Source organism: Amycolatopsis ruanii (genome assembly GCF_003385175.1).
Taxonomy (GTDB): domain Bacteria; phylum Actinomycetota; class Actinomycetes; order Mycobacteriales; family Pseudonocardiaceae; genus Amycolatopsis_E; species Amycolatopsis_E thermalba.
Map to the genome: position 1 here is coordinate 1 of NZ_PQHY01000056.1, position 25,620 is coordinate 25,620.

Here is a 25,620-nt window from a genome sequence, read left to right on the forward strand (position 1 = left end):
CCCCAATCCCCTCCGCCGAACGCCACCCCCACCACCTCAGCCGCTCGTGTCCGTCACCGCCAGCCGCTGCGCCAGGCGCGCGATCCCGTCCCGGATCATGCGGCCGTAACCGTCGTCCGCCAGCGTGCCGATCTCCGCCTGCGCCTCGGCCAGGTGCTCGCGCGCCCGCCGCACATCACCCAGCCGGCGATACACGTCGCCCAGGTTCAGGTGCAGCGACGGGAAGAACCCCCGCACCTCCGCGGGATCGGCGGCCCGCGCCACCTCCAGCGCGCGGAGGTCCCACCGCAACTCCTCCTCCGGCGACTCCTGCCGGTCGGCCAGGAAGTGCGCCGCCGCGCAGCGGTCGACCGCCGGCCCCTCCTCCCACAACCGCAACAGGATCCGCCGCGCCTCGGCCGGTTCCGCCGTCATCGCCCGGGCCAGCTCTTCTCTCGACATACGCCCACGTTGCCCCTTCGACCGGCTCGAAGGTCAAGCCGTCGCTACCCTGGAGCACACGAACGACGCTGGGGGCGCCATGGGGGTACGTCACTACCTGCGGAACGAGCGCCGCACGTTCGCAGCCATCGGGCTCGCGCTGCGCGGCAGGAAAGCGCTTGCGGCCGACGCCGACGCGATGCCCTATTCGCGGGCACAGCGCCCGCTGCTGATCGTGTTCGCCGTCCTGACCGTGGCCGAGGGCCTGCTGTTCGTGCTCGTCGGCTTCGGGGTCGCGGTGCACCTCGTCCTCGCCGTCGTCGAGGTGTACTCGTTGCTCCTCCTGCTGGGTCTGCTGTGCTCGATGACCTGCTACCCGCACAGCGCCTCACCCGAGGAAGTCCGGGTCCGGTACGGCGCCTACGTGGACGTCCCGATCCCCGCGGACGCCATCGCCGCGGCGCGTATCCGGCGCGAAGACCACTCCGGCAAGCCGATGATCCACCTCGCCGGCGACATCTTCACCCTCGCGCTGTCCTGGCAGACGAACGTGGTGCTCGAACTCCACCACCCGGTGACCGTCACGCGTCCCCTCGGCCGGACCGGTGAGGCGCGCACGATCCGGTTCTACGCCGACGACCCGCTCGCCGCGGTCCGCGCGATCACCACCGCGCTGGCGGACCGCCCGCGCCGCGGTTGACGGCGGGTCACGAGCGCGCTCCGCGGTTCCCGGTGGCCAGCAGCCACAGCAGGTACGGCGCCCCGACCGCCCCGGTGACGACCCCCACCGGCAGCTGGTGCGCGCCGCTGAGCAGGTGCTGCGCGGCGAAGTCCGCGACGAGCGTGACCAGCGCACCGACCAGCGCGGACGGGACCAGCCCCGGTCGCCCGGTCCGCAGGACGCGCGTCGCGATCGGCCCGGACAGGAACGCCACGAACGCGATCGGCCCGCCGACCGACGTCGCCACCCCGCACAGCGCGGCGGCCAGCGCCAGCAACCCGAGCCGCACCCGGTCCACGCGCACGCCCAGTCCCTTGGCGGCGTCGTCGCCGAGCTGCAGCACCGCCAGCGCGCGCCCGAGCAGCAACGCGGCCGGCACGAGCACGACCAGGAACACCGCCGCCATCCGGACCTCGCCCCAGCCGACGCGGCCGAAGCTGCCGGTGATCCACACCAGCGCCTGCGCGGCGATCCGCACGTCCGCGCGGGTCAGGAAGTAGGACATGGCGCTCGCGGCCAGCGCGGCGACCCCGATGCCGACCAGCACGAGCCGGTGCCAGGTGACGCCGCGCCGCCAGGCCAGCACGTAGATCAGCACCGACGTGAGGAGACCGCCGGTGAGCGCGGCGGCGGGCACGACCAGCCCGGACACGCCGAAGGTGATCAGGCACAGCACCGCGGCCAGCGACGAGCCCGCGGTCACGCCGATGACGTCCGGGCTGGCGAGCGGATTGCGCAGGAGCCGCTGGAACAGGGCGCCGGACAGGCCGAACGCGAACCCGGCCAGCAGCCCGGCGAGCGCGCGGGGCAGCCGCAGCCGCAGCACGATGTAGTCGTCCCGGACCGTGCCGCCGCCGAACAGCGTGCGCACCACGTCGGGCAGCGCGATCGGGAAGTCCCCGATGGACAGTGCGAGCAGGAAGACCGCGAGCACCGCCACGGCCAGCGCGGCGGTGACGATCGCGGTCCGGCGCGCCGTGCGGCGGTGGACCGCCAGGACCGTGCTCATCCGCGCACCCGCTTCCGGCGCACCAGCGCGATGAACACGGGCGCGCCGATCGCGGCCGTCACGATGCCGACCTGGAGCTCGCCGGGCTGCGCGAGCACCCGCCCGAGGATGTCGGCGGCCAGCAGCACCGGCGGCGCCAGCACCATCGAGTACGGCAGCAGCCACCGGTGGTCCGGACCGGTGATCAGCCGCGCGGCGTGCGGCACCATCAGGCCGACGAAGGCGATCGGGCCGGCCATCGCGGTCGCCGTGCCGCACAGGATCACCACGGCCAGCGCACACAGCGCCCGGCCGGCGTTGACGTTCACCCCGAGCCCGCGGGCCACGTCGTCGCCCATCGCCAGGCCGTTGAGGGCGCGCGCGGCGGCCAGGGCCAGCACGAAGCCCACGACCAGGAACGGCAGCGCCTGCGTGACCACCGCGGAGTCGCGGCCGGCCAGCGAGCCGACCTGCCAGAACCGGAACTGCTCGTAGGTGGCGTTGTCGGTGACCAGGATGCCGGTGGTCAGCGACCGGAACGCGGCCTCGCACGCGGCGCCGGTGAGCGCGATCTTCAGCGGGGTGACGCGGTCGCGGCCGAGCGAGCCGATGCCGTAGACGAGGACCGCCGCGAGCGCCGCGCCGAGGAACGCGAACCAGACGTACCCGGTCATCGACTGGATCCCGGCGAGGCTGATCGCGGCGACCACGCACAGCGACGCCCCCGCGTTGACGCCGAGGATGCCGGGATCGGCGAGCGGGTTGCGGGTGACGCCCTGGATGATCGCCCCGGCCAGGCCGAGCGCGGCGCCGGCCAGCACCCCGATCAGGGTCCGCGGGATCCGGATCTGCCACACGATCAGGTGGTCCGGGTTCGCCGGATCGTGGTGCAGCAGGGCGTCGGCGACGACCGACGGCGGGAGCCCCTTGGCCCCCACCGCGACGCTGGCCACCACGGCCAGCCCCAGCGCCACCAGGCCCAGGATCAGGCCCAGGCCGAGCGGGGCCCGGCGGCGCTGGGGGAGTCCGGTCGTGGGTTCGCGGAGCACCTCGCTCAGCGTGCCATCGCCTCGGTGATCATCGGCACCACCTTGTCGATCGCGTAGCTCAGGCCCAGCGGGGTGGCGCTGGCGAAGGCCTGCGAGATCGTCTGGTCGGACAGCACGACCACGTGCCCGGCCTTGACCGACGGCACCGCCTGGAACAGCGGGTCGCTGCCGATCTGGCTCGCGTCGATGCCGATCGGCGACATGACGGTGAGGTCAGCGTCGAACAGGTCCATCCGCTCCGGGGAGACGGTGATGTAGAAGTCCTTCCCGGCCAGCGCCTGCACCCGCGGGGACTGCGTGAAGCCGAGGCGCTCCAGGAACTCGACGCGGGCGCCGCCGTTGACGTAGGCGCCGTAGGAGGTGGCCATCTTCGCGCCGACCGCGACGGTCTTGCCCTTGAACTCGGGGTGCGCGTCGGCCGCTTGGGCGAACTTGGCGTCCAGGTCGCCCTTCACCTGCTCGGCCTGGGCGGTCCGGCCGAGCGCCTTGCCGATCATGTCGAGCTGCTGTTGCCAGGTGGTCGCGTAGGCCTCGCCGCCGGCCGGGATGCCCAGGACGGGGACGCCGAGGGCGGCCAGCTGGTCGTAGCGGGCCCGGTCGCCGCTGGCGCGGGTGTCCAGGATCAGGTCCGGGTTCAGCGCGGCGACCTGCTCGGCGCTGACCTCCATCGTGCCGAGCATCGTGGGCGCGGTCGTGTAGCGCTTGTCCTGCGGCATCCACGGCGCGACGCCGTCGCCGCCGATCGGCAGCCAGTCCGCGGCGCCCACCGGCTGCACCCCGAGGGTCAGCGCGACCTCCGCATCACCCCATCCGAGCGCGACGACCCGCTGCGGCTGCCGGTCGATCGTGACGTCACCGAACGCGGTCGGGATGGTGACCGGGAACTGGCCGGTGGCCGGGGTCGCCGGCTCGGCCGGGCCCTGCTCCGCGGGCGAGCCGCAACCCGCGAGCACGAGGACCGCGCCCAGGAGGAGAGCCAGGAGGGAACCGCGCGCACGCGGCCGTGGGAAACGCATGGGAAACCTCTCGGGATTAGGCAAGCCGATCCTAAATCAACGCCGGGGTGCGCGGTCCAGATGGCCGTGATCACAGGCGGGGGTGGCGCTTCCGGCTCGCAGGGTGTGCCATGGACTGGCCGTGGTTTCGGCGAGCGGGACGGCCGCTCGCAGCGCTTTGAGCAGACAGGGCGTAGGTGAGCGGGATGGACGACGCACCGGCGAGGGGCGAGTTCGTGCTCGACCTGCCGGACCCGGTGCCGCCGCTGGTGCGGGTGCGCCGGTGGATCGCGGCCGAGCTGGCCGACCTGGGGGACGCCCGGGTGGCCGCGGTGCAGCTGGTGGCGACCGAGCTGCTCACGAACGCCTACGACCACGGCGGCGGGCACGGCCGGATCCGCCTGTCCCGCAGCGGCAACCGAATCCTGGTGGAGGTCGACGACGGGTCCCCGGACCCCCCGCTGCTGGGCGACGGGAACCCGAAGTCGCCACGCGGACGGGGCCTGGTGCTGGCAGACAGGCTGTCGGCCGCGTGGGGACACCGGCTGAGGGCGGACGGCGGAAAGGCGGTGTGGGCGGTGATCGACGGTTCAGCCGCCACCGGCGCCGGTTGAGCAAGTGCGGCGACCGGGTACCGCGCACCGTGACAGGGCCAGCACGATCAGCGCCGCCCTGCTCCCCGTGGGCTGCCTCGGCCTGGCACGTCGCGGTCCACTGCGGACGCACCCTGCGGCGCCTCCGCGGTGACGTGTGCGAAGACCCCGGACCAGGACGGCGTGCGGCACGGGCCGGTGGCGCTGACGATGGTGATCATGGTGGCGTCTCGTGCCGTTCGGGCTGGCCCTGAGCGGTCGGGCTGCGGATGATTGACCGACCCCCCCCCCCGGCAGCGCGGTGGCGCGGGCCCTGCCGTTCTGGTTCAGCCGGGAGATCGGCACGTACGCGATCGAGGGCGTGGACAGCGGCTGCCTGGTGCGCGGAGTGCTGCACGGGGTGGCATGCACGGCGGTGCTGCTGGCCGCGGTAGCGGTGGCGTCGTCGGTGCGCCTGCGGCAGCGGACGCACCTGAAGTTCCTCGGGCCTCGCTGACGCGGGGGCGCCGCGGTGCCGCCGGCACGGCAGCATCCCCGCCGTGGCGACGGACGCACCGCCAGGTCGTCGTCTCACTGAGGTGAGGGCGCCGCGTGGCGCGCGGCGGTGCTCCTGGCCGCAATCGCCGCGGCCTCGACGCTGCGGGGGCGACAGCGGCCGCACCTGAAGTTCCTCGGCCCCCTGACGCGGAGTTGCCGCGGGCGTCCACCGCGATGCCCGGCACGGCAACATCCCCGCCGTGGCAACGGACGCACCGCCAGGTCGCCGCGCCCCGCTGACGCCAGGTCACCCCACCGGAACTCCCTTCGAAAGTTGTGGTCCGAACGGAGTCACTTCTTCCTGTTTGCGACCTTCCAGTGGCCAGTTCGCGACAGACATCTTCCTACCGTGCGCAGAAGTGGTTAGTTTCCCAGAGCATCAGTAGCCCGCTGCTGGGAGGGCAGAGATCAATGTCGATCCGATCCCGTTTCACGCTGCCGGCCGGTCTCCGGGCGGGCGTGAAGTGACCGCCACGCTCGACCAACCCCTCAGAGCCGCCCTGCTCACCGCCGAAGAGCTGGCGGTCCTCGCGCTGCTCGCCGACGGCCTGCCCGTCGACGCGGTCGCGCGGCGGCTCAACCTGTCCAAACGCACGGTGCAGCGCCGGATCCGGCGCATCTGCGACCGGCTGGACGTGCACGCCCCGATCCAGGCCGTGGTCTGGGCCGCGCGGCGCAAGCTCATCTGAACCCGAGCGGGAGAACCCCGCGCAGCCCAGGAAATCCGAGCGAGGGATGGTATGCGCCACCGACGTGTCCTCGAACCGAACCGATCAAGACGCCGGTTCCGCCGGGTACTGGCCCAGTTGTGCGGGCTGGTCCTGCTCACCGCCGTGCCCGTGCTGCCCGCACTCGCGGCACCGGCACCCCCACCACAGCAACCACCAGCCGCCGCGCCCGAACCCGTCCGGGTCCTGGTCTTCCACGGCCCCTCCGACCGCCAGGCCGACCCCGTCAACACGGCCGCCGCGGCCATCCAGGAACTCGGCCGCACCGGCGGATTCCAGGCCGACGTCGCCGCCGACCCGGCCGCCTTCACCCCGGCCAACCTCGCCCGCTACCGCGGCGTCGTGTTCCTCTCCGCGAACTCGGTCACGCTCAGCGCCGCGCAGGAGGACGCGCTCAAGGCGTTCGTCGCCGCGGGCAACGGGTTCGTCGGCGTCCACGACGCCGCTCGCGCGCAGTCCACATCGGACTGGTTCACCGGCCTGATCGGCACCCGGCCCACCACCAGCCCGGACACCGTGCAGCAGGCCGTCGTCGACGTGACCGACCGCCAGCACCCGGCCAACGCCGGCCTGCCGCTGAACTGGACCCGCTCCGACCAGTGGCTGAACTGGAGCCCGAACCCGGTCGGCCAGGTGCACACGATCGCGCAGGTCGAGGAGTGGAAGTACCAGCCGGGGCAGGGCGCCAACGGCGCGTTCCACCCGGTGTCCTGGTGCCGCGACTACTCCGGCGGCCGCTCCTTCTACACCGGCATGGGCCGCACCGTCGAGAGCTACACCACCGACCAGCTCTTCCGCGGCCACCTGCTCGGCGCGATCCGCTGGACCACCGGCATGGTGCGCGGCGACTGCAAGGCCACGATCGCCTCGAACTACACCGTCGAGCGGCTCACCAAGCAGAACGCGCCCGGCCAGCTCGACCAGATCGGCGAACCCCACGGCCTGACCATCGCCCCCGACGGCAAGGTGTTCTACATCGGCAAGGCCGCCTGCCCGTCCGGCCCGATCGTGGACTGGAACGACCCCAACGTGGGCCTGGGCTGCGGCACCATCCACCAGTGGGACCCGAAGACCAAGCAGGTCAAGCTGCTCACCACGCTGCCCGTGATGGGCAACCGCGGCAGCGGTGACGAACTGGTCAAGAACGAAGAGGGCCTGGTGGGCATGACGCTCGACCCGGACTTCGCGCGCAACGGCTGGTTCTACGTCTACTGGATGCCGCACTCCTCCATCGACCGGGAGAAGCGGATCGGCCAGCGCACGGTGTCCCGCTTCACCTACGACGCCGCGCGCCAGACCATCGACCAGGCCACCCGCAAGGACCTGCTGCACTGGCCGGCGCAGATCCACAGCTGCTGCCACGCCGGTGGCGGCATGGCGTTCGACGACGCCGGCAACCTCTACATCGGCGTCGGGGACAACAACTCCTCCGGCGGCTCCGACGGCTACTCCGGCAACAACTGGACGGCCGAGTACCAGGGCGTCTCGTTCCAGGACGCGCGCCGCACGTCGGGCAACACCAACGACCTCAACGGCAAGATCCTGCGCATCCACCCGGAGCCGGACGGCACCTACACGATCCCGCCGGGCAACCTGTTCACCGGCACCGAGGAGGGCGGCGGCAAGACCCGCCCGGAGATCTACGTGATGGGCGTGCGCAACATCGCCCGGCTGGCCGTCGACAAGCAGCACGACTGGCTCACCGCGGGCTGGGTCGGCCCGGACGCCGGCGCGCCGAACCCGGAACTGGGGCCGGCCAAGTACGAGACGGCCACCGTCATCACCTCGGCGGGCAACCAGGGCTGGCCGTACTGCATGGGCAACCGGCAGCCCTACCGCGACCGCAGCAACACCGACGCCAGCGTGCTCACCGGCTGGTACGACTGCGACAACCTGAAGAACACCTCGCCGCGCAACACCGGCCTGGTGGACATCCCGCCCGCCCGGGACAACGCGATCTGGTACTCGCCGCAGGGCGGCGGCCCGGTCTACCCGGCGCGCGCGGACGGCAGCGGCGTCCCGTCCTACGTGCAGTCCGAGGCGACCTACACCGAGCCCTACCTCAAGGGCGGCGGGCAGGCCGTGATGTCCGGTCCGACCTACCACCGCGCCGAGGTGAACACCGCCAGCGGTGTCGCGTGGCCGGCGTACTGGGAGGACAAGTGGTTCATCGGTGACGAGTCCAACGGCAACAACCGGATCGCGGTGACGCTGGACCCGGCGCGCGTGCCTGCCCAGGGCGCGCCCGCGTTCGCCGAGGACCTGCGGCAGATCATCAAGGGCGGCGGTGGCGACACCGGCCTGCAGAGCTGGATGGACGCCAAGTTCGGCCCGGACGGCGCGCTGTACCTGCTGGACTACGCGGGCGGCTTCTTCAGCCTCGACCCCAACCAGAAGCTGCTGCGCATCACCTACCACGGCGGGGCGGCCACCCCGGCTCCCGCGGCCGCCACGGTCGGGACCACCACGCAGGCCGGCCCGATGACCATGGCGTTCACCGGCGCCAAGGCCGGTGGCGTCGCGTGGCGCTGGGACTTCGGTGACGGCACCACCTCCACCGAGGCCAACCCGAAGCACACCTACCTGCGCGGCGGCACGTACTACGCGACGCTGGAGGTCACCTACGCCGACGGGGAGAAGGCCACCGCGAACCTGCCGGTGACCGTCAGCTGCCCGGCGCCCGACGCCCGGCAGAAGGTGTGGCTGCTGGACAGCGAAACCGCGGTGCCCAACCGCAACATCGGACTCGCCTGCACGATCAACGACCTGGTCGACGACGAGCGGCCGTGGGCGAGCCACGACGCGTTCACCGCGTACGTGACCGACGTGGCGGCGAAGCTGCGTGGCTTCGGGCTGCTGTCCGACAAGGAGGCCAACCAGCTGACCCGGGCGGCCTCGGCGTCCCAGGTCGGCCGGTCCACCGCCTACGAATGGCTCTTCGACGGCACCTCGACGGCCGGCTGGAGCCAGGCGCCGGACGGCCGGTTCGACCTGCAACCGGACGGCACGCTGCACAGCGCGGGCGGCATGGGCATGCTGTGGTACTCCGGCAAGGCGTTCGGCGACTTCTCGGTGCGGCTGCAGTTCCGGGACGTGGCACCGGCCGGTGACCGGGCCAACAGCGGGGTGTTCACGCGGTTCCCCGATCCGCGCATCCCGCTGGAGCAACGCCCGCCGGGCAGCTGCGGCACGGTCGGCTCGGCGCGGACCTCGCAGGCGTGGGTCGCGATCTACTGTGGACAGGAGATCCAGATCAACGACAACACCGCGGGTGACGCGCAGAAGACCGGTTCGGTCTACAACTTCTCGCAGGTGGGCCTGGACCGGGCGATGCCGACGCCGAAGGGCGTGTGGAACGACTACGAGGTGCGGGTGACCGGCCAGCACTACACGGTCATCCGCAACGGCGTGGTGATCAACGAGTTCGACAACACGCCCGGCAAGCAGTCGTCGCGTGCCGGTGACCCGCCGACCGATCTGCGGCAGTTCTTCAGCGGGTTCATCGGGCTGCAGAACCACAGCGACCGCGACGTGATCGAGTTCCGCAACATCCGGGTGCGGCAGCTGTAAGCAACTCCCGTTTCCCCGGTGGCGCCGCCGCGCGCGGCGCCACCGGGCTCCCCCCTGCGAGGAAACCCATGAGAATTCTGCGTGGCGCGCTCGTGGCCGCGACGGCGGGACTGTGCCTGCTCACCGGCACGACCACCGCCGCGGTCGCCGAGCCGGTGCCGATCACCGCGGCGGCCGAGCAGGTGCTGACCTGGACCGCCGACGACAGCCTGACCGAGTACGCCTCGGCGCCGGCGACGGCGGTGGCGGGCCCGGCGACCATCGTGTTCGAGAACAGCACGGACACCGGCAACACCACCGGCATGACGCACACCCTGACCTTCGACACGTCGACGCCGGGCTACAACCACGACGTCGACCTCAACATCACCGCGAGCCCGCTGGACGCCCAGCACGGGCTGCACCAGGCGCAGGTGACCCTCACCCCGGGCAAGTACCGCTACTACTGCGCGATGCCCGGGCACACGATGAGCGGCGAGCTGATCGTCACCGAGAGCGGCGAGCAGGACACGACGCCGCCCGAGGTGACCGCGTCCGTCGACGGCACCACCGACGCCGACGGCAACTACGTCGGCACGGCCACGCTCACGCTGACCGCGACCGACGACAGCTCCGGGGTCGGGACCGTCGAATACACCCTCGACGACGACACCTACCGCCCGTACAGCGGGCCGGTCACGATCACCGCGCCCGGCGCGCACACCGTGCACTACCGCGCCACCGACAAGGCGGGCAACGCGAGCGACCCGAAGACCCTGGTGATCAACGTCGTGCAGCCCAACGACGACACCACCGCGCCGCAGGTGACCGCGAGCGTCGCCGGTGAGCGCAACGACGCCGGGAACTACGCGGGCAGCGCCACCGTGACGCTCAGCGCGACCGACGCCGAGTCTGGCGTGGCGAAGGTCGAGTACACGATGGACGGCGGCGGGTACGTGACCTACACCCAGCCGGTCGTGCTCGGCACCGGCACCCACACGCTGACCTACCGCGCCACCGACAAGGCCGGCAACACCAGCGAGCCGAAAACCCTGACGGTGCAGGTGGATCCGCTCGGCGACGTCGTCGCGCCCTACGTGACGGCCGACCTGGACGGCGAGCTGAACACCGAGGGCTCCTACGTCGGCAAGGCCACGCTCGTCCTGGCCGCCACCGACACCGAATCCGGGATCGCCTCCATCGAGTACGACCTGGACGGCGCCGGTTTCGTCCGCTACGGCCAGCCGGTGACCATCACCGCGGTCGGCACGCACATGCTGCACTACCGGGCGACCGACCGGGCAGGCAACACCAGCGCGGTGCGGATGCTGTCGTTCACCATCGCCGAAGCCGGCGACCTGACCGCGCCCGTCGTGTCCGTGCAGCTGTCCGGGGCGCAGAACTGGTCGTGGGACTACGTGGGCCCGGTGACGGTCACGCTGTCCGCGACGGACGAGGCCTCGGGTGTCGCGCGCATCCAGTACTCGCTGGACGGCAACGTGTTCACCCGCTACCGCAAGCCGTTCGTCGTCGACCGCGTCGGCACCCACACGATCCGCTACCGCGCCACCGACGAGGCAGGCAACACCAGCGAGATCGGCAGCGTCACGTTCACCATCGTGTCGTCGAGCGGCCCCTCGAAGCAGGAGCGGCAGCCGAACCCGGCGTTCGAACGCATGGTGTGACTCCTCCCTTTCACGAAAGGACCATTCATGGCCAAGTTGACGCGGCGCGCCGTGCTCGGCACCGCGGCGGCCGGGCTGGCCGCGTCGGTGCCCGGTGTCGCGGCAGCGGCACCGGTGCGGGCGCAGGGCACGACCCGGCGGATCACGATGTACGCCGAGAAGATCTCCGACGAGCTGTACGGCTACGGCCTCGCGCCCGGCGGGGCGACGGTGCCCGGGCCGGTGCTGGAGATGTGGGAGGGCGACACCCTCGAGATCGACCTGGTCAACACGACCGACCGGGTGCTGTCGCTGCACCCGCACGGCGTCGACTACGACATCAACTCCGACGGCACGCTGATGAACGGCTCCGCGGTGATGCCCGGCCAGACCCGGCGGTACGTGTGGAAGAGCCACGTCGGCTACCGGCGGGCGGACGGGTCGTGGGCCGAGGGCACGGCGGGTTACTGGCACTACCACGACCACGCGATGGGCACCGAGCACGGCACCGAGGGTGTGCTCAAGGGCCTGTACGGGGCGCTGGTGGTGCGGCGGCAGGGCGATCTGCTGCCGAAGCGGCAGTTCACCGTGGTGTTCAACGACATGATGATCAACAACCGGTCGCACCACGACGCGCCGACGTTCGAGGCGAACCTCGGCGAGCGGGTGGAGTGGATCGCGATCGGGCACGGCAGCAACTTCCACACCTTCCACCTGCACGGGCACCGCTGGCTGGACAACCGCACCGGGATGCGGACCAGCGAGTACGACCCCAGCCCGCTGATCGACATCAAGGACCTCAACCCCGGGGTGTCGTTCGGGTTCCAGGTGATCGCCGGCGAGGGGGTCGGGCCGGGGATGTGGATGTACCACTGCCACGTCCAGAACCACTCGGACATGGGGATGGCCGGGATGTTCCTGGTGCGCAACGCCGACGGCACCATGCCGCCCGGTGTCCACGAACACTGAGATTCGCGAAGGAGAGCGGCATGTGTGGTGGTGTGCCCGTCGTCGTCGACCGGCGGCGGTTCCTGAAGGGTGTGGCGGCGACGGCGGCCGGGGTGGCGGCGCTGGGGGTCCCCGCGACGGCGGCCGCCTCGCCGGGGCGGCGCATCCCGAACAGCCGGATCGGGTTGCAGATGTACTCGGTGCGGGACGCGTTCATGTCCCAGCCGGAGGCGGTGCTGCGGGCGCTGGCCCGGGCCGGGTACCGGAACCTGGAGTTCGCCGGGTTCCCGGGCGGGACGGATCCGGCGCACGCGCGGGAGGTCCGGCCGCTGCTGGAGAAGTACGGGCTGCGGGCGGTGTCCAGTCACCACGGGTACGCGGAGTTCCTCGACGACGCGCGGGTGGGTGAGCTGATCGAGATGGCCCGGATCCTGGGGCAGCGGTACATCGTGTGCCCCGGCGGGGTGCCGGACACGGCGGAGGGTTTCGCCGAGGCCGCTACCGTGTTCGACCGGGCCGGCGAGCGGATCCGGCGGGCGGGGATGAAGCTCGGGTACCACAACCACACCAGCGAGTTCACCGGGCACGGGCCGGACGGGCGGAGCTTCTACCAGATCCTGCTGGACGGTTCGGATCCGGAGTTGCTGTACCTGGAGCTGGACATGGCGTGGTCGTCGGCGGCGGGGTTGAGCGCGCAGGACAACGTCGAGCTGATCCGGGCGAACCGGGGGCGGATGCTGCTGGCGCACGTGAAGGACCTGGACGCTTCCGGCAACCTGGCGGACCTGGGCACCGGGGTGATCGACTACCGCACCATCCTCAGCGGCGCGACCCGCCTGGGCATGCGCGAGTTCATCATCGAGAACGACGACCAGAGCAACCCGCTGACCGATTCACGGGCCGACCGCATGCACGACTACCTGGCCGCCCTGCGGCTGCGCTAGGCGGGCGGGGTCCGGCTCCGGCGGGGATTGGCAGGCCCGCCGGAGCCACCGCCCACGCCCGTGCCCCCGCCACCACACGGCCGCGGGCACGCGCGCCCCCGTGCCACCGCCGACCCGGCCTCCGCCGGGCACGAAGTCAGATCACCCCGCGCCGCACGGCCTCGACCACCGCCTGGATGGGCGTCGCCACGCCGAGGCGGTCGCAGACGGCCCTGATGCGGCGTCGCACGGTTCGCCCGGACAGGCCCACCCGCTCGGCCACCTCCTCCGGCGACAGCCCCTCCGCGAGCAGCCCCAGCAGCACCAGGTCGCCGCGGGGCAGGTCGGTCACCTCTCCCACTCCGCGATCGTCATCGCCCGGCCACGGCCGGTCAATGACACAACAGGACAAGGTGACTCACACCGCGGCCACGAGGTCGAGCCGGTCCCACCCGCCGGTCGGCAGCGGCCGGACGTCGCGCACCCACTCCGCCCGCAGGTACGGCAGGCACACCTGCACCGGCTCGCGCTCGGCCGGCCCCAGCTCCCACGCGCACTCCCGGCCTTCCAGCGACGCGGCGAGGAAGTCGTTCCACCGCCCGTAGTCCGAGGCCACCACCAGCCGCTCGGGCGCGTCGAACTCGACCGTCGCGAAGCCGCGGCTCAGCTCGTGCTCGGTGTCGAACAGCGACACCGCGTCGATCAGCCGCAGCTCACCGCGCCACGCCCACACCGGCGGCCGCCCGCCGGTGGCGACCCCGGCGCGTTCCATGGCGTCGACCATCGCCCGGTAGGGCGCCACCAGGGCCGGCGGCACGCGGTCCCAGTCACCGAAGAGGTCGCCGGTCACGCGGGACAGCGGCTGAAAGGTACGCAAGAGCACGAGCAGTGACGCTAGCCGCGATCACCGCGTGCCCGCCTCCGGGGAATTCCCGGAACCGGAGCCCGGAGCCCGGAGTGAGCATCACCACCCCGAGGCGCCTCAGGCCTGCGTGGCCTTCGGCTCCCGGGCCCGGTGACCGTTCGGCCCACCGTGGGAGCGCGCGAACGGCAGCCGCTCCCCCACCTTCTCGCCGACCTTGGCCCGCACGACCCCGGCCGCGCCCTGGACCGCCGGGTGGTCGGCGACCGCCCGGTAGGTCCGCACGATCTGCTCGTACCGCGCACGGCCCGCCCGCGCCCCGAGCACGTACCCGACGGCCGCGCCGAGCAGGAAAGTCTTCATGCCCGCCTCCTGGTGTCTCCGGCTCGATCACTCATTGTCCCCCAACCCCCGCGAAAGTGCCGGGGGGTGCGTGCAGAGCGCGATCGCCCATGAGCTAAAGTTCTCTCCCGTCAGCCCGGAGCGATCCGGGCAGGCAGAGCGTTCCCCTGTAGCTCAATTGGCAGAGCATTCGGCTGTTAACCGAAGGGTTGCTGGTTCGAGTCCAGCCGGGGGAGCAGCGCAAACAGGGCCCCGGAGATCATCCGGGGCCCTGTTGACATCCAGGGGTGACATCAGTTCCCCGCGGCCAGCTGGTTCATCCGCTCGGCCATCTGGCGCTTCGCCTGGTCCAGCACGTGACCGTAGATGTTGGCCGTGGTCGTGATCGAGGCGTGGCCGAGCTGCTCCATCACCTCGCGGATGGTCGCCCCGTCCTCCAGGAGCAGCGTCGCGCAGGTGTGGCGCAAGTCATGCACGCGGCTGCGGTCGATGCTCGCTCTCCGTAGCACCCGGTCGAGCATGGTGTTCACGTCCCACGGCTCGCCCCTCCCCGATCGGGTGATGAACACGAGGTCGTCCGGCTGCCCCGGTGCCGAGGGTGCTCCTTGACGCCGCGATGCAGATCGACGCGCCTAAACTCCCCGAACATCAGCTCACCCGAACCCGCCTCAGAGTGGCGGTGGTGTTGGAATCATAACGCTGGTCAACCGGGCCGGACGACCTCCTTACGGGCCGGGCTGCTCACACGTCCGTGCGCTGATCGATCGCGGCCTCGTAGAAGGCGTCCGCGAGCGCCATGATGACGGCGCTGATACCCGGACCGTCGCTGAAGAAGTAGTCGGCCATGGTGTTGTGGGCCGACTGGTTCTCGACGACCGCCTCGGTGACCGCGGCTTGGAAATCCTGCGACTCCATGAACTGCTTTTTCGAGTTCACCTTGGTCTGGTTGACCAGGTCCGGATAGGCGAGCAGCCGCCGCACCAGGCCCTGCACGAACTCCCGGACCTGCGACTCGGTGAACGACTCGGCGCCGAAGAGATCGTTCATCTTGTCGATGACGACCTGGAGGGCGACGTACTTCGGCTCCTTCCGCTCCCCAGTGCCTGCGGCGCTGATGCCCTTGAGCTCCCCGTCGCCGGTCAGCGAAATGTCGACCGGTGTCCCCTTGGTGTGCTTGACGCCGACCAGGACCACGTCGAAGAGGTCGACCTCGGCTGCCCACGATGAATCTGCGATGACCTTCTCGAGAAGCCGCAAGAAGATCGACAGCATCTCCATGTACGGGTCGCCGTAGTCGACGATCTGACTCATGAAGTCGTAAAGCCGGACGTAAGTGGAGACGTCCTTGCGGAACAGATCGAGGGTGTTGAGAGTGACCTTGTCGTCGGCCTCGATCGCCTTCGCATAGCGGCGGGCGAACTCGTCCTTGGCGGGACTGATCGCTGCCGAGAGCGCGTTGTTGCCCTTGCGGGTGACCCATAGTTCGGCCACCTGTCGCACCTGCTCCGGCGTGTAAATCCCAGCCTGGGCGAGCTTCATGGCTAGGTGGACAACGACGTATGGGTCGGTCTCGGTCTCCAGGGTGGCATTGGTGAAGTAGGGCTCGAATGCAGCCCGGATGTCCTCGGGCTTGTTCACGAAGTCGATGACGAACGTCTTGCGCTTCTGCTCCCCGCCCGCGGTGCGGTGGGTCCGGTTGAGCCGGGAGAGGGTCTGCACGGCCGTGACCCCGGAGAGTTTCTTGTCCACGTACATTGCCAAGAGGAGCGGCTGATCGAACCCCGTCTGGTATTTGTTGGCGACCAGCATAATCTTGTACGTCGTGCCCTTGAAGGCTGCGGCCAGATCAGAGCCGGCGCCCGGGTTCAGGTTGGTCTCGGTGAACTCGTCGTCCTTGCTCGGCTGTGGCCCCCAGTCCGAGACCCACTCCTCGTCCTCAGCCATGGTCACCGAGCCGGAGAAGGCGACCAGAGTGCGATAGTTGTACGAGGAATCCACGGCGGCTCGCTTGGCGATGTAGGCGTCGATCGCCTTCTTGTACTTCACTGCGGCCTTGCGCGAGTCGGTCACGACCATCGCCTTCGCCTTGCCCTCCAGCAGGTGGGCGACGTTGACGTGAAAGTGCTCGACGATGATCTGCACCTTCTGACTGATGTTGGTCGGGTGCAGCTTCACCCACCGCATCAGCCCTTTCCGCGCTGCGGCCTCCTCCACCACCACATCGCCGTCACCGCTCTCAGCCTGACCAGCGATCTTCAGTGCGGTGTCGTAGGACTGGTAGCCCTTGAGTACGTCGAGGATGTAGCCCTCCTCGATTGCCTGCCGCATCGAGTAGAGGTGGAACTCGACCGGCTTGCCGTCAGGACCCTTGCGGCCGAAGAGTTCCAAGGTCTTGTTCTTCGGCGTCGCGGTGAACGCAAAGTAGGAGATGTTCTCCGACTCGGCCCGCTCGGTCATCTCCGCGGCCAGGATCGACTCGACGTCGACGGAGCCGCCCTCTTCGATCTCCTTGACCTCCTCCGCGGTCAGCACGGCCTTGAGCTTGGAGGAGATCTGCCCGGACTGCGAGGAGTGTGCCTCGTCCGCGATCACCGCGAACCGCTTCCCCTTCAGCCCCTGGTCGGCCCGGATCTCGTCGAGCGCGAACGGAAAGGTCTGCACCGTCACCGCGATGATCAGCTCACCGTTCTTCAGCGCGGTCGCCAGCAGCCCGGACTTCGACTTCGCCCCCGCCTTGCGGACGTCCTCCGGGCTGATCGTGGCCACGATCTTCCCCGACCCGTCGATCTGCCGGATCGCCTCCTGGAGCTGCCCGTCGAGGACGGTACGGTCCACGACCACGATCACCGAGTCGAAGACCTTCTCGTCGTTCACGTGCAGCCGCGCCAGCCGGTGCGCAGTCCAGGCGATGGTGTTCGTCTTCCCGGACCCTGCCGAGTGCTCGATCAGGTAGCGCTGCCCCACGCCCTCCTCGCGCACCGCGTCCACGATGTTCGTCACGGCCTCCCATTGGTGAAACCGCGGGAAAAGCATGGTCGTACGCCGCACCGAGGTGCCAGTGGTGACATCCCACTCCTCCTTGGTTTCCACGATCATCAGCCGGCCGACGATGTTGAGCCAGGCGTGCTTCTCCCAGACCCGCTCCCACAGGTATGCCGTCGCCGACCGGCCGTCCTCAGCCGGCGGGTTCCCCGCGCCCCCGTTGTGGCCCGTATTGAATGGCAGGAAGTGGGTCTTCTCGCCCTCGAGCCGGGTGGTCATCGCGGCCAGGTCGTTGGAGACGGCAAAGTGCACGAGCGCCCGGTGTCCGAACGACAACAGCGGCTCCGGACGGCCGTTGGTCAGCGGGTGCCGGTTCTTGCGGTACTGGTTGATCGCCTCATCCAGCGACTGGGTGAAGTCGGTCTTCAGCTCGACGGTGGCGACCGGGAGCCCGTTGATGAAGAACACCAGGTCGATGCTGCGCTGGTCGGCGGTGGAGAAATGCACCTGCCGCATCACCCGCACACGCATCGCCGCGTACCGCTCGTTGGTGGTTGCGTTCAGGCTGGTCTCGGGGCGGAACTGCGCCATCTTCAACCGGCCACCGCCGATGTACTGCACCCCGTTGCGCAGGATGTTCAGCGTCCCGCCACCGTGTTCCAGGGGCTTGTCGAGCGCCGTGGTCAGCACGTCGAGGAACTTCGCCTCCGACCCCGCGGCTTTCAAGGCTTTCCCGTACGCCGCCGGCTGGGTCTCCTTCAGCCACGCGAAGAGGTCCTCGGGAAACAGGGCGCGTTCGCGGTCGTAGCCGTTGTCGTTCTCCGAGTACAGCCACCCATGTTCGGCCAGGTACTCGCAGATCTCGGTTTCGAAGACAACCTCGTTGTGACCGGCCATCACGCCGCCTCTCGCACGTCGATCTGTCCCGTCACCGCCGCCGTGATCAACGCCGCACGACGCTCGCGAGCGAGTTCGATGAACCGCTCGGTCTCGGCGATGAGAGTGTCGATCTTGGCGGTCTGCTCGTCGAGATACGCTGCAATGCGGCGCTGCTCGTCGAGTGGAGGTACGGCGAGCCGAAACTGCTTCAGCGCCTCGCACGTGAGGCCGCCCTTCGTGCTTCCATTTTCCTCGCTAAGCCGTCGAAGCTCGTCATAAGCCGCTCTGAGCGACCACAAAAGGTACTCCGGCAACCACCGGCTCCGATCAGGAGTTACGTACGCAACGTGCTGGTTCACCGTGGCCTCGATGTCGAGAATCGTTGCCATCCCGCGTGTCTTTCCCTGGCCGGTCAGGCCAACCAGGACAGAGCCAGGAGCAACAACCGGCAGGTGGCATTCGCGGAGCGCCACGGCAGTCACAAACTGCTCGGCTCCGCTGACCCGAGACTTGTTGACGACGGAGCTGTTCAGCCAAGGGACGTGCCCGCCGCGCCAATAGATAGCGCTATCCCGTCTTGGAGTCGACCCATTGCCGATACGAGCCGTACGTCCAAGCTTGTCTGTCGCCGAACCTGTCGGCTGGAGAATGGCATGCATAGGCACTGCCCGGCGCCGCTCGCGGAGCATCTCGATCAGGCGCTGCTGCTCCTCGATCAGCGTGTCGATGCGGGCGGTCTCGCGGGCGAGGTAGTTGGCGATGGTGCGCTGTTCCTCTGGCGGGGGCAGTGGAATCGGAATCCTGGCGAGCTTCTCCGCCGTGAGGTGCGGCATCGAGACAACGTTGGAATAGGCATGAACAAAACCGCTAGCCCGCAGCGCGATCAGGTAGAACGCGATGAAGCGGCCATCGAAGCCGCCAATCGGTCGGAGCCGGTTGATCGAGTTCTGGAATCCCCAGCCAGATAGCTCCTCGTCGACATACGCAGCACGGCCGAACCCGCCTTGGCCGCCCTCGACAACAACCACGTCCCCCGCTCGGATGCTCAACTGCTCCAGTTCCGCCTCGCTAAACCACATCTCGTTCACGTCATTGAGGGACAACGCTCCGTCGGGCTGCACATTTGCGGCACGCATGTAGGGTGCACGAACGTCACCGCCCGAATCATTGCTCTGCAACATCTTGCCGAGTGTGACCGTCGCAGCGTGCTTGACCTGTCCTGCCTGCCAGCCCTCAGGCAACGTCTCCCACAGCGGCCCCGTCACTGTTCCACCTCCCGCAGCAAGTCAAGGATCTTGGCGACCTGCTTCTCCAGATCGGCATCGATCTCAGCGAGGGGACGCGGCGGGACGTACTTGTAGAAATGCCGGGTAAAGGGAATCTCGTAGCCGGTCTTGACCTTGGCCCAATCGATCCAGGCGTCGGGGACGTGCGGCTTTACCTCGGCGTCGAAGTACGCCTGGATGACCTCGAACTTGCCGGCCGCACCGGCGGTCGAGCCGCCGTAGGTGAACGGGACATTTTCGGTGTCGCGCTTCTTGGTGTCCGGCTTGGGCTTGCCCTTACGGTCCACCGCCAGCTTGCCATTCTCGTCATGGAGGGGGCGCTCCACGGTGATGGTCCAGTAGCCGAACTCGTCGTTGCGCAGCACCTTGGAGAAGTCGGGGTCTGCGTCTTCGAAGTCGGCGTACAGCCGGACGATCTTGGCGCGGTCCGCGTCGCTGAGCTCACGGTTCTTGGCGCCGAGATTCTTGCGCATCTTGGTCCAGAACGACGTTCCGTCGATGAGCTGGACTTTGCCCTTGCGGTCGGGATGCTTCGCGTTGTCAAGAATCCAGATGTAGGTGGCGATACCGGTGTTGAAGAACATGTTCGTCGGCAGCGCGACGATGGCATCGACCAGGTCGTTCTCCAGCAGCCACCTACGGATGTTGGAGGGGCCGGACTCGGCGCCACCGTTGAAGAGCGGTGAGCCGTTCATCACGATCCCGGCCCGGCCGCCGCCATCCTCCGGCGCCCGCATCTTGTGAGCCAGGTGGAGCAGGAAGAGCATCTGGCCATCCGACGTCGCCGGGAGACCAGGGGCGAACCGGCCATAGGGGCCGGCTTCGTTGCGCTCCCTCGTGACTGCCTTGGCGTACTGCTTCCAGTCGACGCCGTACGGCGGATTGGACATGCAGAAGTCGAACTGGCGGCCCTTGAACGCGTCATCGGTCAGCGTGTTGCCGAAGGCGATGTTGGTCGCGTCATGCCCCTTGGCCAGCAGGTCGGACTTGCAGATCGCGTACGACTGAGGGTTGTACTCCTGGCCATACAGGCTCAGCTTCGCGCCGCGGTTCTGTGCGAGCAGGTGCTCCTCGGCCAGGGCGAGCATGCCGCCGGTGCCTGCGGTGGGGTCGTACAGCGTGCGGACGATGCCGGCCTCGGCCAAGTCGACGTCCCTCTCGGCGAAGAGCAAGTCGACCAGCAGCCGGATCGCGTCCCGCGGGGTGTAGTGATCGCCGGAGGTCTCGTTCGCGGCCTCGTTGAACTTGCGGATGATGTACTCGAACGCATCGCCCATGTCGGCGTTGGACACGACGTCCGGATGCAGATCGACGGCCTTGAAGGACGTGATGACCTCGCGCAGGAGCCCCGCCTTCTCCAAGGCGAGGATTTCCTTCTTGAAGTCGAAGTACTCGAAGACGTCGACATCGGGCGAGAACCGGTCGATGTAGTCGGCCAAGTTGTCCGCCAGCCCGTCGGCGTCGGCCAGCAGGTTGGCGAAGGAGTAATTCGACGTGTTGTAGAACGGCCGGCCGGTCGCCTTCTTGACCTCGATCCTGAGCCGGTTCGGATTGTCGTACTTCGCCGCCAGCTCACGCACCGTCTCGCGGTCGGGCTCGAGGATGCAGTCGAGGCGGCGCAGGATCGTGAGCGGCAGAATCACGTTGCCGTACTGGTTAGGGCGGTAGGGACCCCGAAGCTGGTCGGCGATCGACCAGATGAAACTACCCAGTGTGCTCACAAAGCTCCTTACGAGGCTCACTCGACGATGAATGTTGGACGCTCAGCGCGAGCCCGTGCGAGCCGTCCGAACAGACAGCCCACAGTCTGCGGCAGCCGGTGCGTCACAAGAGCATCATTGTGCATCACGGCACCCTGCCTGCCGCGCGGCCAGCAGAGGCAGGCGGCCGACGGGAGGCAGCACCTTTGTGCGATCGCCGGACAAACAAATCCGGGCCGGATGTCGTCAACCCCGCTTCGCACCGATCGTGCCTCTGGTGGTCGGCTCGTGCACGCACAGTCACATCTCGTAGTTCGGCTGTGCGGCGTGATCAGTTACAAGGGGTTGACAGCGCTCCACCCGGTTACGGGCGGCTCTGGATCGCGGAAAGGTGGAGCACGGTCCAGGCGCAACGCTTTGAACAGCGTTTTTGCGTCCGCCCGGCGACCCACCGCTGACATCAAATCGTGACATCAACAGGGGCGAAACTAGCGCGAACAGACGTGGCAAATGCCGAAGAGGCAGGGCGAGTCACCACAGCAGAAGCCCAGGTCTCCACCTCCCCGGCCCCAAGATCAGACGCTGCGCAGCACCGACACCACGGCCCCCAGGATCACCGCCCGGTCGCCGTCTATCACCTCGTACGCTGGGTTTCTCGGTTCCAGGTACACGTGCCCGTTGCGGCGCCGGTAGACCTTCACCGTCGCCTCCTCGTCGATCATTGCCGCGACGATCTGGCCCGAGTGCGCCTCCGACTGCTGGCGCACCACCACGATGTCGCCGTCGCAGATCGCTGCGTCGATCATTGAATCGCCGCGTACCCGTAGGCCGAACACCGTGCCCCGGCCGGTCAGCTCGCGCGGCAGGGTCAGCGTGTCGTCCAGCTGCTCGATCGCCGAGATGGGCGTGCCGGCCGCGATGTCGCCCACCACGGGCACCGGCACCGAGTCACCGGAATCCGCCCGCGACGAAGAACCGGAAAGGAACGCCCGCACGTCGATCGGCCGGGACATCGTCGCGCTGCGGCGCAGGAAACCCTTCTCCTCCAACGCCGCCAGGTGCTTCGACACCGACGACGAGGACCGCAGCCCGACCGCCTCCCCGATCTCCCGCGTGTTCGGCGCGTACCCGTACCGGTTCACCCAATCGCGGATCGCGACCAGGATCCGCTGCTGCCGCTCGGGCAGTGACGCCACGTCCAGGTGCTCGAAAAGATCGTCGTAGGAGGCCACCCGCGGATGTTAGACGTTCACACCCGCGCCACCGCGAACACCCGCCGGAACGGGAACCACGTCGTCCCGTCCGGCCGCGGCGGATACGCCTCGTTCAGCAGCGGCGCCAGCTCCGCCCGGAACCGCGCCCACTCACCGTCGTCCAGCGCCGCCAGCTCCGGCCGCAACGCCGTCCCGGTGATCCACTCCAGCACCGCGTCCGGCCCGCTCAGCCGCTGGACGTACGTCGTCTCCCAGGCGTCGACGAAGCAACCCGCGTCGGCGAACAACTCCGCGTACTCCAGGGGTGAGTCGACCGCCTCGACGCCACGCAGCCCGCCCACGCGAGAAGCCCACTCCGCACGACCAGCCACCTCACGAACCAGCGAGTGCGACGGCGAATCCATGTTGCCCGGCACCTGCATCGCGAACCAGGCGCCCGCGGGCAACTCCTCCACCCAGCGCCGCAACAACGAACGGTGCTCCGGCACCCACTGCAGCACCGCGTTGGTGACCACCACGTCCGTGTCCGGCGACGGCGACCACTCCCGCACGTCGCCCACCTGCGCGTCGACCCCCGCGGCCCGCGCCGCCTCGACCATCTCCGGCGAGCTGTCCAGCGCCTCCAGCTTCGCCCCCGGCCAGCGCGAAGCCAGCGACACCGTGAGGTTGCCGGGGCCGCAGCCCAGGTCGACGACCCGCCGCGGGTCAGTCGCGCCGATCCGGGCGATCAGGTCGTAGAACGGGCGTCCCCGCAGGTCCGCGTAGTCGAGGTACTTCACCGGATCCCACACAGTACGAGCGTACTGCTAGGCTTGGGGCGGCGCCAGCTTCTCCGCGGCCTCGAGCGCGATCGCGGCGACGACCTCGAGGTCCACCCCGGCATCCGGCCGCGCCTGCAGCACGACCCCGTCCCGCCCGGGCAGCTTCCGCTGCACGAACCACACCCCGCCGCTGGTCAGCTCGGCGCGGTGCCGGCCCCGGATCGAGCCGTCCACCCGCTGGCGGACCAGCCACGGCACCTTGCCCGGCCGCGGCAGCTCGAACCGCACCGGCTCCCGATCACGCAGCACGACCGCGGACGCGGCCGTGCCGGTCTCCTCGGCCTCGGTGACCGTCAGCGTCCCGTCACCCCAGGTCGCCTTGCTGATCAGGTGCCACCCGATGCGCCGGGCGCCCTCGGGCACGGGGATCCACAACCCGAGCTCGGTCACCACGAGGTGCCCGCCGCGCACGGGCGCCGACCCGATCGCGTTCTCCGACTCCACCAGCCGCCCGGGGAAGTCCTCCGGCAGGGGGTCGCCGATCAGCCGTCGCAGCCACCGCACGCGCTAGTCCATCCCGCCGATGGCCTGGACCTTGAGCGCCTTGCGGTACTCCTCCAGCGCGACGAGGTCGCCGAACAGGGCCCGGTAGTCGTCGGCCGCCTCGATCGGCGACAGCCGCTGCAGGCGCGACTTGATCTCCGCGATCTGCCGCCCCACCAGGTTCTCCTGCACCGCGGCGATCATGCTGCCGATGTAGCGGCCGTCGGCCTCGCCCTTGGCGCGCAACGGTTCCACGGCCAGCTCCGACAGCAGCGACCGCACCGGCCCCTCCGGCGTGTACGGGCTCGCCGCGTCGATCAGCGCCGGCCCGGACAACCCGCTGCTGGCACCACCGGCCTTCAGCACCGCCCGGTGCACCGCCACGTACGCCGGGTGCGTGAAGGCCTCCTCGGGCAGGGCGTCGTACTCCGGGCCCGCGTACGCCGGTTCCTGCAGCGCCGCCTTGAGCACCTCGCGCTGCGCCATCAGCCGCGGGTCGTTCGGGTCCGGCCGCGGCACGTCCGCCACCGCGGTGCCGTTGACGCGCTGCGCCGGACGGCGGCCGTTGCCCCGGACCGCGCCGCCCGCGCTCTCCCGCACCCGCCGCACGACCATGGCTTCGTCCTGCCAGCCGACCCACCACGACAGCTTGGTGGCGTAGCCGTCCCGCTTCGCGCGGTCCCTGATCTGCGCGACCAGCGGCACGGTGCGCTGCAGCGCGGCGACCTGGCCGTCGACCGAGTCGAGGTCGTACTCCTTGAGGATGCTGCGGATCGCGAACTCGAACAGCGGCGTGCGCCGGGCCACCAGGTCGCGCACCGCGGACTCCCCCTTGGCGAGCCGCAGGTCGCACGGGTCCATGCCGTCCGGCGCGACCGCGATGTAGGTCTGGCCGGCGAAGGTCTGCTCGCCCTCGAACGCCTTCAGCGCCGCCTTCTGGCCCGCCTCGTCGCCGTCGAAGGTGAAGATGATCTCGCCGCGGAACGCGTCGTCGTCCATCAGCAGCCGGCGCAGCACCTTCATGTGGTCCTCGCCGAACGCGGTGCCGCAGGAGGCGACCGCGGTGGGCACGCCGGACGCGTGCATCGCCATCACGTCGGTGTAGCCCTCGACCACGACCACCTGGTGCCGCTTGGCGATCTCGCGCTTGGCGAGGTCGAGCCCGAACAGCACCTGCGACTTCTTGTAGACCGGGCTCTCGCTGGTGTTGAGGTACTTGGCCTGGATCGGGTCGTCGTCGTGCAGCCGCCGCGCGCCGAACCCGACGACGTCGCCGGACAGGTCCCGGATCGGCCACACCAGCCGCCGGTGGAACCGGTCGATCGGCCCCTGGCGGCCCTCCTTGACCAGCTGGGCCTTGAGCAGCTCGCTGAACTCGAACCCGCGGTTGAGCAGGTACTTCGTCACCTTGTCCCAGCCGGCCGGGGCGTAGCCGCAGGTGAACGTGCGGGCCGCGGTCTCGTCGAAGCCGCGCTCGGCGAGGAAGTCGCGGGCGATCCGGGCCTCGGGCGTGCGCAGCTGCTCGGCGTAGAACTCGGCGGCCACCTTGTGCGCCTCGACCATGCGGGAGCGCGTGCCGCGGTCGCGCTGGACGCTGCCGCCGCCACCCTCGTAGGTGAGCCGGAACCCGACGCGGTCGGCCAGCCGCTCGACCGCCTCGACGAACGGGAGGTGGTCGATCTTCATCAGGAACTTGATGACGTCGCCACCCTCGCCGCAGCCGAAGCAGTGGAAGGTGCCGTGCGTGGGGCGGACGTTGAACGACGGGGTCTTCTCGTCGTGGAACGGGCACAGCCCCTTCAGCGCTCCCCCGCCGGCGTTGCGCAGCGCCACGTAGTCGCCCACGACCTCGTCGATCCGGTTGCGCTGGCGAACCTCCGCGATGTCACTTTCCCGGATCCGGCCTGCCACGACGACCAGTCTAGTGACCGGCGGG

General features: G+C 69.7%; 22 protein-coding genes, 1 tRNA gene and 1 pseudogene. 9 read left to right on the forward strand and 15 right to left on the reverse strand.

What is annotated here, in order from left to right; translation table 11 throughout:
* Positions 1-36: 36 nt before the first annotated feature.
* On the reverse strand, positions 37-441 hold the full coding sequence (locus tag D0D28_RS25310) for a hypothetical protein (RefSeq protein WP_116113028.1): 405 nt from the start codon (positions 439-441) through the stop codon (positions 37-39).
* Between the two features lie 79 nt (positions 442-520).
* Here D0D28_RS25310 and D0D28_RS25315 point away from each other — a divergent pair, with 79 nt between their 5' ends.
* The gene (locus tag D0D28_RS25315; RefSeq protein WP_116113030.1) at positions 521-1,120 is read left to right on the forward strand and encodes a hypothetical protein; all 600 of its coding nucleotides are present in this window, start codon (positions 521-523) and stop codon (positions 1,118-1,120) included.
* A gap of 7 nt (positions 1,121-1,127) precedes the next feature.
* On the opposite strand, the gene D0D28_RS25320 is transcribed toward D0D28_RS25315, so the two are convergent.
* Genes D0D28_RS25320 through D0D28_RS25330 form a run of 3 tightly spaced genes read right to left on the reverse strand, consistent with a single transcriptional unit; the run spans position 1,128 to position 4,194 of the window.
* A complete protein-coding gene (locus D0D28_RS25320; RefSeq protein WP_116113033.1) occupies positions 1,128-2,150 on the reverse strand; it encodes a FecCD family ABC transporter permease in 1,023 nt (340 codons plus the stop codon).
* Positions 2,147-3,178: a FecCD family ABC transporter permease gene (locus D0D28_RS25325; RefSeq protein ID WP_116113035.1), complete on the reverse strand. Its 1,032-nt coding sequence runs from the start codon at positions 3,176-3,178 to the stop codon at positions 2,147-2,149. Before D0D28_RS25325 ends, D0D28_RS25320 begins: the two co-directional genes overlap by 4 nt.
* A gap of 5 nt (positions 3,179-3,183) precedes the next feature.
* Entirely contained in the window at positions 3,184-4,194 is a 1,011-nt protein-coding gene (locus D0D28_RS25330) for an iron-siderophore ABC transporter substrate-binding protein (protein WP_094004806.1), read from the reverse strand.
* Positions 4,195-4,379: 185 nt separating this feature from the next.
* Between D0D28_RS25330 and D0D28_RS25335 the strand changes: the two genes are divergently transcribed.
* The 7 genes from D0D28_RS25335 (at position 4,380) to D0D28_RS25365 (ending at position 13,136) form a co-directional block, all read left to right on the forward strand.
* Positions 4,380-4,787, forward strand: coding sequence for an ATP-binding protein (locus D0D28_RS25335; protein WP_116113037.1), 408 nt, complete (start codon positions 4,380-4,382; stop codon positions 4,785-4,787).
* 280 nt (positions 4,788-5,067) lie between these two features.
* Entirely contained in the window at positions 5,068-5,262 is a 195-nt protein-coding gene (locus tag D0D28_RS36275) for a hypothetical protein (protein ID WP_205413357.1), read from the forward strand.
* A gap of 505 nt (positions 5,263-5,767) precedes the next feature.
* The gene (locus tag D0D28_RS25345) at positions 5,768-5,992 is read left to right on the forward strand and encodes a response regulator transcription factor (RefSeq protein ID WP_094004804.1); all 225 of its coding nucleotides are present in this window, start codon (positions 5,768-5,770) and stop codon (positions 5,990-5,992) included.
* Positions 5,993-6,043: 51 nt separating this feature from the next.
* Positions 6,044-9,601 (forward strand): ThuA domain-containing protein, encoded by a 3,558-nt coding sequence (locus D0D28_RS25350; RefSeq protein ID WP_116113040.1) that lies wholly within the window; start codon positions 6,044-6,046, stop codon positions 9,599-9,601.
* A gap of 68 nt (positions 9,602-9,669) precedes the next feature.
* On the forward strand, positions 9,670-11,265 hold the full coding sequence (locus D0D28_RS25355) for an OmpL47-type beta-barrel domain-containing protein (RefSeq protein ID WP_240323348.1): 1,596 nt from the start codon (positions 9,670-9,672) through the stop codon (positions 11,263-11,265).
* A 27-nt stretch (positions 11,266-11,292) separates the two neighbouring features.
* Complete coding sequence (locus tag D0D28_RS25360; RefSeq protein ID WP_094004801.1) at positions 11,293-12,213, forward strand: multicopper oxidase domain-containing protein; 921 nt, start codon at positions 11,293-11,295, stop codon at positions 12,211-12,213.
* A 20-nt stretch (positions 12,214-12,233) separates the two neighbouring features.
* The gene (locus tag D0D28_RS25365; RefSeq protein ID WP_094004800.1) at positions 12,234-13,136 is read left to right on the forward strand and encodes a sugar phosphate isomerase/epimerase family protein; all 903 of its coding nucleotides are present in this window, start codon (positions 12,234-12,236) and stop codon (positions 13,134-13,136) included.
* A gap of 136 nt (positions 13,137-13,272) precedes the next feature.
* On the opposite strand, the gene D0D28_RS25370 is transcribed toward D0D28_RS25365, so the two are convergent.
* The 3 genes from D0D28_RS25370 to D0D28_RS25380 form a co-directional block, all read right to left on the reverse strand.
* On the reverse strand, positions 13,273-13,476 hold the full coding sequence (locus D0D28_RS25370) for a helix-turn-helix domain-containing protein (RefSeq protein ID WP_116113045.1): 204 nt from the start codon (positions 13,474-13,476) through the stop codon (positions 13,273-13,275).
* A 57-nt stretch (positions 13,477-13,533) separates the two neighbouring features.
* Positions 13,534-13,998 carry a hypothetical protein gene (locus tag D0D28_RS25375; RefSeq protein ID WP_162831189.1) on the reverse strand — a complete coding sequence of 155 codons (465 nt, stop codon included), beginning with the start codon at positions 13,996-13,998 and terminating at the stop codon, positions 13,534-13,536.
* Positions 13,999-14,097: 99 nt separating this feature from the next.
* Positions 14,098-14,340, reverse strand: coding sequence for a hypothetical protein (locus D0D28_RS25380; RefSeq protein ID WP_094004797.1), 243 nt, complete (start codon positions 14,338-14,340; stop codon positions 14,098-14,100).
* A gap of 142 nt (positions 14,341-14,482) precedes the next feature.
* Between D0D28_RS25380 and D0D28_RS25385 the strand changes: the two genes are divergently transcribed.
* Positions 14,483-14,555: transfer RNA gene (locus D0D28_RS25385), tRNA-Asn, on the forward strand.
* Positions 14,556-14,612: 57 nt separating this feature from the next.
* On the opposite strand, the pseudogene D0D28_RS25390 reads toward D0D28_RS25385, so the two are convergent.
* From D0D28_RS25390 to dnaG, 8 genes and pseudogenes are all read right to left on the reverse strand, one after another.
* A pseudogene (locus D0D28_RS25390) lies at positions 14,613-14,897 on the reverse strand (tyrosine-type recombinase/integrase); the annotation flags it as partial.
* A gap of 163 nt (positions 14,898-15,060) precedes the next feature.
* On the reverse strand, positions 15,061-18,198 hold the full coding sequence (locus tag D0D28_RS25395) for a type I restriction endonuclease subunit R (RefSeq protein WP_094004784.1): 3,138 nt from the start codon (positions 18,196-18,198) through the stop codon (positions 15,061-15,063).
* Positions 18,198-19,445: a restriction endonuclease subunit S gene (locus tag D0D28_RS25400; RefSeq protein ID WP_094004783.1), complete on the reverse strand. Its 1,248-nt coding sequence runs from the start codon at positions 19,443-19,445 to the stop codon at positions 18,198-18,200. Before D0D28_RS25400 ends, D0D28_RS25395 begins: the two co-directional genes overlap by 1 nt.
* Positions 19,442-21,187 (reverse strand): type I restriction-modification system subunit M, encoded by a 1,746-nt coding sequence (locus D0D28_RS25405; protein ID WP_094004782.1) that lies wholly within the window; start codon positions 21,185-21,187, stop codon positions 19,442-19,444. Before D0D28_RS25405 ends, D0D28_RS25400 begins: the two co-directional genes overlap by 4 nt.
* Before the next feature lie 554 nt (positions 21,188-21,741).
* Positions 21,742-22,398, reverse strand: coding sequence for a transcriptional repressor LexA (gene lexA, locus D0D28_RS25410; RefSeq protein WP_094004781.1), 657 nt, complete (start codon positions 22,396-22,398; stop codon positions 21,742-21,744).
* A gap of 17 nt (positions 22,399-22,415) precedes the next feature.
* Complete coding sequence (locus D0D28_RS25415; protein WP_116113050.1) at positions 22,416-23,171, reverse strand: trans-aconitate 2-methyltransferase; 756 nt, start codon at positions 23,169-23,171, stop codon at positions 22,416-22,418.
* A gap of 15 nt (positions 23,172-23,186) precedes the next feature.
* Positions 23,187-23,705 (reverse strand): hypothetical protein, encoded by a 519-nt coding sequence (locus D0D28_RS25420; RefSeq protein WP_116113053.1) that lies wholly within the window; start codon positions 23,703-23,705, stop codon positions 23,187-23,189.
* Positions 23,706-23,708: 3 nt separating this feature from the next.
* Positions 23,709-25,595: a DNA primase gene (gene dnaG / locus D0D28_RS25425; protein ID WP_116113055.1), complete on the reverse strand. Its 1,887-nt coding sequence runs from the start codon at positions 25,593-25,595 to the stop codon at positions 23,709-23,711.
* Between the last annotated feature and the right edge of the window lie 25 nt (positions 25,596-25,620).